Consider the following 13770-nt stretch of genomic DNA (forward strand, 5'->3'; position numbering starts at 1 on the left):
TTTATTACAATTAAAATGCATATAATTGCTTTAATTATTGTTATTCTTGCTATTTTTTAATTCTATATTTTAGTATATATTCATACATTCTTTATGAATTTGTTTTAATTTACTTGGAGAAAACCCATATTCTTTTTTAAATGCTCTATAAAAACATGCATAATCACTAAAACCACAAACCTTATATACTCTATTAGCAGGCATACCTTCTAATAAGTGCTGCTTTCCTATACTTAATCTTTTTTGTATAACATATTGGTAGTATGATATATTCATAACATCTTTAAATTTATGAGATATAGTATATTTGTTAATAAAAAATATTGATGCAATATTATCCAAAGATAAATCTTCTGTTATATGTGCATTTATATAGTGTAATATACTACTTATTAATGTATCTTTACTTCCACTCATTATATTTTTTGTTCTATTGTATAACTCTCTATTATACATTGTTAAAATTTGAATAATAATTGAATAACCTTCACTCTTATAACAATACTTCTTTTCTTCATAAGAATCAAAAAGTGATTTAAAAGCGCCTTGAAGTGTTGATGCAATATATCCTTTACTTCTAAGTAAAAATGATTTATTAAAAGATTCGTCTTTAAAAATGTCCGCATCTTCATCTAGCTCAAAAATTTTATTAATGGCAAATACAGATATCCAAAGTACATATCTTTCATAAGGTACATCAAAATTATGAATAATTGGATTATGAAACACACCTGGAGGTATAAATAATAGATCTCCTTTTCTAAATGATATATATAATCTTCTACTATATAATCTAAATTTCCATCTATAAGAAATAGTAACTCATAAAATTCATGATAATGAAGTGGTACCTCGGGAATTTCAGTATCTTTATAATAATAAACTACAAAATCTTTCTCCGGCATATACATATAAGTTTTATGATTAGTCTCTGTTTTTTTCACAATATCCCCCTCAATAAACTGAATTAATCTATATTATTTTAAATTTATATTTATAATATATCATAATTCTTCTTATTTCATAAAAAAAACACATTGATAAATTTATCAATGTGTTTTTGATATATAATTACATAAAAACTATATACTAGTTATTCATATCCATGAATATCTTTTCTGGAGTCATCGGAAGGCTATTAATTCTAACCCCAACACCGTTATATATAGCATCTTGAATAGCAGGAGCAGGAGTATTAATAACAACCTCACCTATACTTTTTGCTCCAAATGGACCTGTTGGCTCATAAGTCTCAACAAAATCAACTCTAACAGTACCAATATCACTTCTAGCAGGAATCTTATACTGCATAAAGCTATTACTATCCATTTGACCACTTTCTAAATATCTTACTTCCTCAAATAAAGCAAGACCTATACCTTGAACTATACCACCTTCAGTTTGTATAGTAGCAAGATTTCTATTAATAACAGTACCACAATCAACTATTGCAACATAGTCAATAATCTCAACCTTACCAGTTTCCTTATCAATCTCAGTTTCAACAAATCCTGCTATATAAGGAGGTGGTGAAACTGGACTTCCATGAGATGCAAATCCATTTAACTGAATCTTATTAGGTCCAACTGTAAAATCAACAGCTAAATCAAATACAGATATAGATTTATCATCACAGAATACCTTCTCTCCATCAAACTCAGCAAGCTCTTTAGCTATCTCTAGCCTACTAGCTCCTACTTCTATTATCCTTTCTCTTAATTGTTGACATGCTTTAACTACCGCCATACCAGTAACATAAGTTGTACTTGATGCATAAGATCCTGGATCATAAGGTACTATATCAGTATCTGCAGATACAACAGTAACCTTGTCCATAGTAGTTTCTAAAATATCACATGCCATTTGTGCAAGTATAGTATCACTTCCTGTTCCCATATCAGTAGAACCAACATATAGCGTATAGAACCCATCATCATTTAGCCTTATCTCAACTGAAGATGTATCAATTCCAGCTATTCCAGAACCTTGCATAGTAAGTGCCATTCCAACGCTTCTTACTTTTCCATTTCCAAGGTCACGTGATGGGTATTTTTCATCCCATTTTATCATCTCTTTACCTTTTCTTATACATTCCGCTAAATTTGCACTATTTATAGATTTATTATATGCAAAAGTAACTTCACCTTCTTTGACTATGTTTTTAAGTCTTAATTTTACAGGATCCATATTTAACTTAGTAGCTAATTTGTTTATAGTTGATTCAACTGCAAAGCATCCTTGAGTTGCTCCATATCCTCTAAAAGCTCCTGATGGCATTTTATTAGTATAAACTACATTACCTTTAAATCTAGCAGCTTCTAGTTTATTATATATCGGTATACTTTTCTCTCCAACTAGTCCAAATGTAGTTGATGCATGCTCTCCATAAGCTCCTGTATCAGATAAAGCATTTATATCTATTACCTTTATAACACCATCTTTAGTAGCCCCTATTTTTACATTCATTTTCATAGCATGTCTACTATTTGAACAGTTAAATGTTTCTTTTCTATCATATATTAATTTAGCTGGTTTTCCAGTTTTTAAAGTAACAAGTGCTGAGAAAATTTCTACACAAGCAGTTTGCTTTCCACCAAAACCTCCACCTATTCTTGGTTTTATAACTCTTATCTTACTTGAAGGTATATTTAGAGCTCTAGATAAATGTCTTCTTACATGAAAAGGGATTTGTGTTGAAGATATTACAACAAGTCTTCCCATATGGTCTAAATAGTTATATGCCCTATATGTTTCCATCATAGCTTGTGCTTGTGCTTGAGTATAATGAGTTTCTTCTAAAACTATATCACACTCACTTAATACCTTATCAACATCCCCTTTAGTATAATCATGAGTTGCAACTATATTTCTTTCTCTTTGCATTCCTATATCAAAGTTTGTATGTACTTCTTCTTCGTGAACTATTACTTTATTATCTATTGCAGTTTCAAAATCAATAACTGCATCTAATATTTCATATTCAACTTTAATCATTTTTAGTGCTTTAACTGCAGTTTTTTCATCTACTGCTGCAACTATAGCAACTTCATCTCCTACATATCTTACCCTATCTTCTAATATTAATCTATCATATGGAGATGGTTCTGGATAACTTTGACCAGCTAGTGTAAATCTCGTATTTGGTACATCTTTATATGTAAGTACACATTCTACTCCTGGTACAAGCATTGCCCTTTTTGTATCTATATTTTTTATTTTTGCATTTGCATGTGGACTCCTAAGTATTTTTACTACTAATGCATCTTTTGATGATAAATCATCTGTATACACAGGTTTACCTGTTGCTATTGCAAGTCCGTCTGTTTTAGGTATACTTTTTCCTACTAAACTCATATTATTTTACCCCCATATAAGTTTTTATTGCTCTTAATTGACCCATGTATCCTGTACATCTACATAGATTTCCTGTTAAATAATGCTTTATTTCTTCTTCAGTTGGATTTTCAAGTTCATTTTTCATTGCAAGCACTGTCATTATAAATCCTGGTGAACAAAAACCACATTGTTCAGCACCTTCTGCTATAAGTATTTTTGCAAATTCTTCAGCTTCTTTTTCTAATCCTTCTATTGTAGTTATTTCTTTATTTATTGCTCTTACAGTAAGTGTTGCACATGATAATGTTGGCTTTTTGTCTATCCAGACAGAACAAAGTCCACAACATCCTGTATCACAACCTCTTTTAACACTTAAGTTTCCTATTTTTCTAAGTGTATCTACTAATTGTTCCTCTGGCTCTATATCTATTTTATACTTTTTTGAGTTTACCTTTAATTCTACTAACATTATCTGACCTCCATTAATGCTCTTTTTACAAGTACCTTGCTCATTAAACTTCTATATTCTTTAGTTGCTCTCATATTAGTTCCAAAAGTTAGTTCTTCACTAACCATAAAAGCTGCTTTTTCTATATTCTCATCAGTCAATTCATTATTTGATAAAAACTCGCTAGCTTTAATTGCAAGAGTAGCTATTTGAGGCCTTGCACCTACATATATTTTTACTTTATCTTCAAATTTAGATACAGAAACATTTAATAATGCGTAATCACTTTGTGCATTTCTTAAACTTTTATATGATGCTTTTACGTTATTTTTCTTTATATAAATTTTAGTAAGTAAGTCTTTTTCATATTCTTTATTTAAAAACTCTCGTAAAGCTAGTTTTCCATTTTTCACTAGTTTCACTTCGCATTCTAGAGCAAGTAGAGCCACTATTAAATCAGAAAAACCAAATTTAGAGAAGATTGTTCCACCTATTGTTACTACATTTCTAAATTGAACTCCTATTATATCTTTTACAGAGTCTTTTATTATACTACCAAAATTTTCTTCTAGTAATTTGCTAGTTTCTAAACTTCTAAAAGTAGTCATTGCACCTATTTCTATGTAATCTCCACTATCTTTTATGTAATCTAAGCCTAGCTGAGATAACTCTACAGCTGTACCTATTCTTTTACTCCCCATTCTTAGCCAAGCACTTCCACCTATAACTTGATTATTTTTTCTTTTTGTCAATATCTCGTATGCTTCCTCAACCGTTTTAGGCTGAACCATTTCCATAACTGTAAACATACTTTTCCTCCCTGTAAGTTTTCTTTTAATCTTTATAATTATACCATATTTCTCTTTTATTTGACATTAAAATTCGTAATAATCATTATATTCATTACTTATTCTTGTTTTATGTACGTTTTTAGCTTAAATATAAAATCCATATCTATGTTAAATTATAGATATGGATTTTGTATTTTAATTACTGTCTTTATCATCTTCATCTAATAATCCTAGTTTTTTAGCTACAAATTTTGTACTGCTTCCCTGCACTATTAATGTTATTAATATAGTCATAAAAACTACTGAAGACATAATTTCATATCCAGATATCTTCATAGATGCTATAATACCACAAAGAGCTGCTGGTATTACCCCAGTTTCTCTCACCCACATCATAAAGAGTATTTCTCTTTTATTCCATTTTGCTTTTCTATCAAATATAGTACATACTAAGACGGAAATAGGTCTTGCTATGAAAACTAATCCAAGTACGGTAAGTATTGATGGAATTAAATATTTTCCAAGCACTGCTAAATCTACTTGAGTTCCTAATATTATAAATATAGCCATCCTGCAAATTGTACCTAGTGTCTCTACAACATGACAGTCTGTATCATAGTGTTTTTGACTTAACCATAATTTAAAGTTCTTTTTATTTCCAGTTATTATACCTACAATAAAGCATGACATATACCCACTTCCACCAAGTGCAGTAGATAGCTCATATGCAATTACAACTGATAAAACAGATACTATAGGTGTATATTCTTTAAATATACCATATGGCTTATCATTTACTAGAGCTAATAGTACAAGTCCTGTTGCAACGCCAACTAATATCCCTACAACTACCATAATAATAAGCTCATATAAGTTTGATTTTAGTGAGAATGTTCCGGATAAAATTATAGCCAGTACTGCTGATGTTAATATAGCACCAGTTGCATCATTAAAAGCTGATTCACTTATTACTGTCTGTTTTACTTTGTTATTTATTTTTACACTATTAAAAATAGGCACTAATGTTGCAGGATCGGTTGATGCTATTATTGAACCTATAAGTAATGCAGTCATGTAGCTAGTATTAAATGTGAATCCTATAATTGACTGCATTACAAATGCAGAAATTAAAACTCCTAAACTAGAAAGTAAAAGTACAGATATTTTGACTTTCTTTAATACCTTTAAACTTATTTCTTTTCCTCCTAAGTACAATATAAATGCTGATCCAAAAGTTAATATTAATTGATTCTCTACTCCATATTTGCTTATATCTATAAATTTTAAAAATGATGGACCAAGTATCATTCCTGCAATTAAAAAAAGTACCACATCTGGTATCTTTATTTTTTCACTCACTTTGCTACATATAATCCCTGTCAATGCAACTATAGCAAATATTATTAATAAATTGTTACAATCTATTGTGTGTATATATGTCTCCATAACTGCCTCCCCTTTATATAAGTATTTCTTTTTATTATATTAACTATATTTTATTTTGTTATGGATTTAATATAGATTTAACATTTTGTATTGTCTATATTTTATGGCTATGTTATGAAAAACAAAAATAGCTAAATTAGTTAAATAATAAAAAGGCTTAGTTATTATATCTATGCCTTTTTATTATTTAACTCCACAACATATTTTATATTAAGTTATAGCATTACCCCATCTAGATGCAATTACTATTATCTGGCCAACTTGTAAAATTTCTGGATTAGCAAGCTCAAAATCAAATCCAAATAAAGAAATGATAATGCCATCATTGGCAGTAGTTGCATTATATAAGAAATTGACACTTAGCTGATTACTAACAGATGTTGATGCTCCACCTGATGGTATAACGCCTTCATGTAACAAATACTGATTATATGTTCCAGATATATTCTGTACTTGGAAAAGCATAGTATATTCTTCTCCTGTTGTTACTGTACTTGATGTAGCGAATGATGTAACTAGATTTACATATATATTATACATTCCAGGTTGTTCAAAAATAAGGGTATCATTTGTTGTACTTGTTGTCGTTAAGCTATATCCACCATTTGTGTAGCTAGGGTCAATTCCTGTATCTGATAATGTTAAATTTGTACCTTCTGAAGTTATATTATTTGTATAATCTTCATCATTTAGCTGTATATAAGATCCTATAAATCCAGTAGGACCTGTTGGGCCTATTGGGCCTATTGGGCCTATCTCTCCTTGAATTCCAGTAGGTCCCGTTGGGCCTGTTGGGCCTGTTGCTCCAGTAGCACCAGTTGCTCCTCTTAATCCATCATATACATTTGTTACATGATAGCAATTAGATTCTTGAGCAAATATACCTAGGCTTCTAACTTTTATGTCATAAGAAATTTCTAAAAATGGTGGTCTTGAACTTTTATTGGAATATAGCTCATAAATCTTATTTAAATTATTTCCTGCATATAGTGAAATCCCGTTATTAGATAAATAACCATATATCCATTTACATACTAAAGTTGTTATATCCATTGCAATATAGCTACAACCATTTATATTACAAATATTACTTGTTGAATTAATATGTGTACATCTAGGTCTACTTTCATAATTAACATTATAAAAATCAAAATAGTAGTTATTATATCCAACACTTAAAGGCTCATCGTTGTAGGATGATTCATATAAGTTTCCTTTTACAGCAATATATAAAATAGCTTTTTTAATATCTACTAAATTACTCCTTATAGAAGAAAAGTTAAACCTTAATAAGGAAATGTATCTATAACTATTGTATTGCCTATATTTACAACCTGCATATATATTTTCACTAAAAATATAGTTACATCTAGGAAATCTATTTGTTACATAAGCACTTGAAGATGCGTATAATGATATAGTTTTCATAAATTCCCCCTATATTGTTATATACCGAACTTGAATATTTATCATTTAGGTTACTCAATATTAATGTATAATTAAATTTATTACCATTTCAAAAACAAGTTATTTATTCTATAATATTTATTTTTTTACATACTGATACTAATTATATTCAATATCTTTTTTAAGCTGTATCATTGGACATATTTATCTATATAAATAAAAATATGAGATTCTCAACATAATTCTCGAATCTCATATTTTCTATATTATTTATTTTATTGTCACATAATTATTAGTTAACTTCATATTTATCTTAAGTTTGTATTTCCCATTAAATATAAGTCTATTTCTCTAGCAACATTTCTTCCTTCTGCAATTGATTTTGCAACTAAAGATTGACCAGTTCTCATATCTCCTGCTGAAAATACCCCTTCTACTGATGTTTGATATTTTGAATTTGTTTTTACATTTCCTCTATTATCTAATTCAACGCCTAAATCATAAATCATAGATTCATGTTCTGGATGTAAAAATCCCATTGCAAACAATACTAAATCGCAATCTATTTCAAATTCAGTTCCGGGTATTTCATTATAATTTTCATCCATTCTAATTGCATGAAGCTTTTTAACTTTACCCGCTTCTCCACTAAATGCTACAGTTTTAACTGAAAAATCCCTTATTCCACCCTCTTCATGAGATGTAGATGTTTTAAATATCATAGGTCCTAATGGCCATGTTTTATTGCTATCTAAACTTTTATATTTTGAGTTTTTGCTAGATCTATCAATTTGATACACATTTTTAGCACCTTGTCTAATAGCAGTTCCAATACAGTCATTACCTGTATCTCCTCCCCCAATAACGACTACATTTTTTCCTTTAGCTGTTATCTCATTTTCTTCAATTTCTATTCCTCTATTTCTTTTATTCTGTTGTTTTAAATAATCTACTGCAAAATAAAGACCTTCTAGTGTTCTTCCTGGAACAGGTAAATCTCTAGCTTGCGTTGCTCCTCCACAAAGCACTAATACATCATACTCTCTTTTTAAATAATTTGCAGGGTAATCTCTTCCAATCCACATATTTGTTTTGAATATGATTCCCTCTTCTTTCATAAGATTTATTCTTCTATCTACAACATATTTTTCTAATTTAAAATCTGGTATACCATAAGTAAGAAGTCCACCTACATTATCATCCCTCTCAAAAACAATTACGTTATGTCCTGCCTTATTTAATTGATCTGCGCAAGCAAGACCTGATGGACCAGAACCTATTACAGCAATTTTTTTATCAGTTCTAACTATAGGAGGTTTTGCTTTTATATACCCCTCCTCAAATCCTTTATTAATTATACTTTTTTCCATACTTTTATTGCAAACAGATTCACTATATAAGCCTAATATACAAGCATTTTCACATAAAGCTGGACATACAGTTCCTGTAAACTCTGGAAAGTTATTTGTTCTAAGTAACATATCTAAGGCTTCTTTCCATTGTCCCCTATATACTAAATCATTCATCTCAGGTATTGTATTTCCAAGTGGACATCCAAATTCAGAGGAGCAAAATGCTACACCACAATCCATACATCTTGATGCTTGAACTTTTACGTCCTTATAATCCATGGGTATAAATATTTCTTTATAATCTTTTATACGTTCTTCTACAGGACGTTTGTTTGGATTTTCTCTTTTATAATCTATAAAACCAGTTTCTTTGCCCATATTCCTCCTCCTTATATTATTGAAGATTCTTCAATCTTATTACTTGTATAAATTATATTTTTGTATATAGTTGGTATTACCCTATAGAAGTTATGTCTTTCCTCTTCCCAATTTTCTATAATAAACTTAGCTTTTTGACTACTAGTATATTTATAATGGTTCTCTACTAAACTTCTTAATTCATCCTCTCCTTCTACTTCAACTAATTTTTCAATCTCTGTAAACTCTTTATTTATTTTTCTTTCTAAATTTTCATCTTTATTATATATATAAGCAATACCTCCACTCATTCCTGCTGCAAAGTTTTTACCTATATCTCCTAAGATTACTACTCTACCTCCTGTCATATATTCACAACCATGCTCACCTAATCCTTCTACTACCGCTATAGCTCCAGAGTTTCTAACTGCAAATCTCTCTCCAACAATTCCACTTATATAAATCTCTCCACTTGTTGCTCCATAAAGCAAAGTATTTCCTGCTATTATATTTTCATCTGATTTATACTGTACATTCTCATCTGGTCTAACAGTTATCTTGGCTCCAGATAGACCTTTTCCTAAATAATCATTACAATCCCCAATTACATTTAAAGTGAGTCCTTTCATTCCAAAAGCACCAAAACTTTGACCTGTACTTCCTCTAAAGTTAAATGTTATTGTATCATCATCTAATCCATTTGCACCATATAATTTTGCTATCTCACCACTAAGCATAGTTCCAACTGTACGATTAGTATTTCTTATTGATATATCAGCGACAGTTTTTTCTTTGTTCTCTAAACTCTTTTTAGCTAATTCTATTAAATTATGATCTAATGCCTTATCTAAACCATGGTTTTGATTCATTATTTTTCTTCCAACTATTCTTTGAGGTAAGTTCGGCTTATAAAGTATTGCTGATAAATCTAAATATTTAGTTTTATCATTTAGCATTTCTTTATTAACTTCTAATAAATCTACCCTACCTATCATATCTTCAACTTTTCTAAACCCAAGACTTGCCATTATTTCTCTCAGCTCTTCAGCCACATAGAAAAAGTATTTTATTACATACTCTGGTTTTCCACTAAATTTCTTTCTAAGCTCTGGATTTTGAGTTGCAACTCCCATAGGGCAAGTATTAGAGTGACATTTTCTCATCATCATACAGCCTGATACTACAAGTGGTGCTGTTGCAAATCCAAACTCTTCTGCTCCTAAAAGTGCTGCAATTGCCACATCTCTACCAGTTCTCATTTGACCATCAGTTTGTAATGTAACTCGGCTTCTTAAGTTATTTAAAAGAAGAACTTGATGTGCTTCTGCTAAACCTAATTCCCATGGAACTCCTGCATGTCTAAGTGATGTAAGAGGTGCTGCGCCTGTTCCTCCATCATATCCAGATATTAATATTAAATCAGCTTTAGCTTTTGCAACTCCTGCCGCTACAGTTCCTACTCCAACTTCTGAAACTAATTTAACAGATATACTTGCATTTTGATTTACATTTTTAAGATCATGTATAAGTTGCTCTAAATCTTCTATCGAATATATATCATGGTGAGGTGGAGGTGATATTAAATCAATACCTGGTGTTGCATGACGTACCTTACCTATAACTTCATTTACCTTTTGGCCAGGTAATCTACCACCTTCTCCTGGCTTTGCACCTTGAGCCATTTTTATTTGCAATTCATCTGCATTTACTAAATATTCAGTTGTTACACCAAATCTCCCTGATGCAACTTGCTTAGTTGCACTTCTTCTATTATCTAAGTATCTAGATGAATCTTCTCCACCTTCACCTGTGTTAGATCGTCCCCCCATTGTATTCATAGCAATTGCTAAGGTTTCATGTGCTTCTTTACTTAATGATCCAAAACTCATTGCTCCTGTTACAAATCTTTTCACTATTTCTTTAGCTGGCTCTACTTCATCTAATGATACTTTTTCACCTTTTTTAAATGATAAAAGTCCACGTATAGTACATAATTCTTTCGATTGATTATTTATATCATCAGAGAACTCTTTAAAGCTATCATAGCTCCCTCCATCTCTAGTACTTTGTTGAAGCTTACTTATTGTAAAAGGGTTAAACATATGGTAATCTTGATTTCTTCTATAACTATATTGACCTCCTAGTTCTAATGTATCTATAGGATTTCTTAATCTATTAAAAGCTCTTTCATGGCGTATTAATGTATCCCTTGTAATTATATCTAGGTTTATGCCCTCTATCCTAGATGGAGTTCCTGTAAAATACTTTTCCACTAATTCATTATTAAGCCCTATTGCTTCAAATATTTGTGCACTTCTGTAACTTTGAATTGTTGATATTCCCATTTTAGAAATAATTTTAAGTAATCCTTTACATATAGCTTCTATGTAATTATTTTTAGCCTCTTCACTACTTATCTCTTTAATATATAACTCTTTTTTAACTAAATAGTCTATAGTTTCAAAGGCAAGATATGGGTTAACTGCAGTAGCTCCATAACCTATTAGTAGTGCAAAATGCATAATTTCTCTAGCTTCTCCAGTTTCAACTATTATACTTGTGTTAGTTCTTAATTTATTTTTTATTAAATACTGTTGAAGTGCACTTGTTGCAAGTAATGAAGGTATTGCCGCTTGATGTTTATTTATTTCTCTATCTGTAAGTATTATTATATTATATCCTTCTTCAATAGCATTTTTAGCTCTTTCACATAATAAATCAATTGCTTTAATTAAATCCTCACCATTCCCTGGTGATCTATATGTTATAGGTATTTTTATAGCTCTTAAATCTTCATTATTTATTTTAATTATTTTCTCTAATTCAATATCTGTTAGTATTGGATTCTCTAGTTGTATAAATTTACAATCTTCTTTTTTATCATCTAGTAAATTTACCATCTCACCTAATATAGTAGTCAAACTCATAATTGATCTTTCTCTTATTGGATCTATTGGAGGGTTAGTTACTTGTGCAAATGATTGTTTAAAATAATTATATAGTAACTGAGGTTTGTTTGATAAAACTGCTAGAGGTGTATAATAACCCATTGAACCAATTGGTTCTTTAGCATCTTTAGCCATTACAGAAATTATAGACTTAACTTCTTCATGAGTATATCCAAAAGCCTGCTGTCTTTGTGTAAGTGTGTCAGTATCTCCACTTGGCAAATATGATGGATGAGGTAGCATATCTAAAGTTAATTTATTTCTTTTTATCCAATCTACATAATCGTACTCTTTAAATAGTCCTTCTTTAACTTCATTATCATCTATAACTCTACCTTGTTCTAAATCAACCATAAATATTTTTCCTGGTTCTAATCTACCTTTACAGTCTATATTTTCTGGTTCTATGTCTAATACACCAGTTTCTGATGCTAATATAACAAATCCATCTTTTGTTATAGTATATCTAGATGGTCTAAGTCCATTTCTATCTAATGTAGCTCCTATTCTCGTGCCATCTGTAAATACTATAGCAGCTGGACCATCCCATGGCTCTATAATTGCTGAATTGTAATTATAAAATGATTTTTCTTCTTCACTCATAAATTCACTATTTTCCCATGCCTTAGGTATAAGCATTGATATTGCTTTAGTTAATGGTTTTCCACTATTTATTAGTAATTCAAAAGCATTATCAAAAGTTGCTGAATCAGAACAATTTGGAGTTAATATTGGATATAATTTCTTTATATTATCTTTTAATCTATCCGATTCAAGCTTTCTTTCTCTAGCATTCATCCAGTTTCGATTTCCTCTTATTGTATTGATTTCTCCATTGTGTGCTATGTATCTAAAAGGTTGAGCTAAATCCCAAGTAGGGAAAGTATTTGTACTATATCTTTGATGAACAAGCGCCAATGCACTTTCAAATAATGGATCTTTTAGATCTTTATAAAAATTGCCTATTTGATGTGCTAATAATAACCCTTTATATATTACAACTTTACTAGATAAACTTGATACATAAAAATAACCCTTATTATACATATCAGACTCTCTTATTAGTTTTTCAACTACTTTTCTTACTACATATAATTTTGTTTCAAATTCATCTACAGAATAATTTTCTCTGTCTATAAATATTTGTTTGATTAAAGGCTCACTACCTTTAGCAATATCTCCTATTGCATTTCTATCTACTTCTACATCTCTCCAACCTAGAAGCTTAAGACCTTCATCTTTAAGCACACTTTCAAATATCCCTTCACATTTTAAATCTTCATCAGACTCACGAGGTAAAAACACCATACCTACAGCATAATTACCTTCATCAGGTAAATCTATATTATATTCCTTACATTTACGTTTAAAAAATACGTGTGGTATTTGAGTTAATATACCTGCTCCATCACCAGTTTTTTCATCACAACCAGTAGCCCCTCTATGAGATAGATTTAATAATATATTAAGACCTTTTCTCACAATATCATGACTTTTATTCCCCTTTATATTTGCTATAAATCCAACACCACAGCTATCTTTTTCTAATGTCGGATCGTACAGTCCTTGTTTCTTTGGAAATCTATTTCTATACTCCACTCTAACTCCCCCTTAATCATTAAATAAAAAATTAGATAATAATTATTGTGCTTAAATTTTCAAAATATTGCAATATCTTTATATGT

Annotated in this window: 8 protein-coding genes; all 8 read right to left on the bottom strand. The window is 30.0% G+C overall.

What is annotated here, in order from left to right:
* Nucleotides 1–69 precede the first annotated feature (69 nt).
* The 8 genes from EIH23_RS08655 to gltB all read right to left on the bottom strand — a co-directional run bounded on the left by EIH23_RS08655 (nucleotide 70) and on the right by gltB (nucleotide 13684).
* Nucleotides 70–729, bottom strand: coding sequence for a helix-turn-helix domain-containing protein (locus tag EIH23_RS08655; protein WP_122639896.1), 660 nt, complete (start codon nucleotides 727–729; stop codon nucleotides 70–72).
* Between the two features lie 360 nt (nucleotides 730–1089).
* Nucleotides 1090–3354, bottom strand: coding sequence for a xanthine dehydrogenase family protein molybdopterin-binding subunit (locus tag EIH23_RS08660; RefSeq protein ID WP_122639897.1), 2265 nt, complete (start codon nucleotides 3352–3354; stop codon nucleotides 1090–1092).
* Between the two features lies 1 nt (nucleotide 3355).
* The gene (locus EIH23_RS08665; RefSeq protein ID WP_122639898.1) at nucleotides 3356–3805 is read right to left on the bottom strand and encodes a (2Fe-2S)-binding protein; all 450 of its coding nucleotides are present in this window, start codon (nucleotides 3803–3805) and stop codon (nucleotides 3356–3358) included.
* Nucleotides 3805–4593, bottom strand: a complete 789-nt coding sequence (locus tag EIH23_RS08670) for an FAD binding domain-containing protein (RefSeq protein WP_122639899.1) — start codon at nucleotides 4591–4593, stop codon at nucleotides 3805–3807. The genes EIH23_RS08665 and EIH23_RS08670 overlap by 1 nt, the downstream gene beginning before the upstream one ends.
* A 177-nt stretch (nucleotides 4594–4770) precedes the next feature.
* A complete protein-coding gene (locus EIH23_RS08675) occupies nucleotides 4771–6021 on the bottom strand; it encodes a cation:proton antiporter (RefSeq protein WP_122639900.1) in 1251 nt (416 codons plus the stop codon).
* Nucleotides 6022–6231: 210 nt separating this feature from the next.
* Nucleotides 6232–7449, bottom strand: coding sequence for a DNRLRE domain-containing protein (locus EIH23_RS16740; protein ID WP_122639901.1), 1218 nt, complete (start codon nucleotides 7447–7449; stop codon nucleotides 6232–6234).
* Between the two features lie 287 nt (nucleotides 7450–7736).
* Nucleotides 7737–9158, bottom strand: coding sequence for a glutamate synthase subunit beta (locus EIH23_RS08685; RefSeq protein WP_122639902.1), 1422 nt, complete (start codon nucleotides 9156–9158; stop codon nucleotides 7737–7739).
* Nucleotides 9159–9169: 11 nt separating this feature from the next.
* A complete protein-coding gene (gene gltB / locus EIH23_RS08690; RefSeq protein ID WP_122639903.1) occupies nucleotides 9170–13684 on the bottom strand; it encodes a glutamate synthase large subunit in 4515 nt (1504 codons plus the stop codon).
* Between the last annotated feature and the right edge of the window lie 86 nt (nucleotides 13685–13770).

The sequence above is a fragment of the Romboutsia sp. Marseille-P6047 genome, assembly GCF_900604535.1.
In the GTDB taxonomy this organism is placed as follows: Bacteria; Bacillota; Clostridia; order Peptostreptococcales; family Peptostreptococcaceae; genus Romboutsia_E.

What these genes read in the sequence shown, in the direction of transcription:
- EIH23_RS08660 (WP_122639897.1), bottom strand. Translation starts at nt 3,354, where the DNA reads ATGAGTTTAGTAGGAAAAAGTATACCTAAAACAGACGGACTTGCAATA.
- EIH23_RS08665 (WP_122639898.1), bottom strand. Translation starts at nt 3,805, where the DNA reads ATGTTAGTAGAATTAAAGGTAAACTCAAAAAAGTATAAAATAGATATA.
- EIH23_RS08670 (WP_122639899.1), bottom strand. Translation starts at nt 4,593, where the DNA reads ATGTTTACAGTTATGGAAATGGTTCAGCCTAAAACGGTTGAGGAAGCA.
- EIH23_RS08675 (WP_122639900.1), bottom strand. Translation starts at nt 6,021, where the DNA reads ATGGAGACATATATACACACAATAGATTGTAACAATTTATTAATAATA.
- EIH23_RS16740 (WP_122639901.1), bottom strand. Translation starts at nt 7,449, where the DNA reads ATGAAAACTATATCATTATACGCATCTTCAAGTGCTTATGTAACAAAT.
- EIH23_RS08685 (WP_122639902.1), bottom strand. Translation starts at nt 9,158, where the DNA reads ATGGGCAAAGAAACTGGTTTTATAGATTATAAAAGAGAAAATCCAAAC.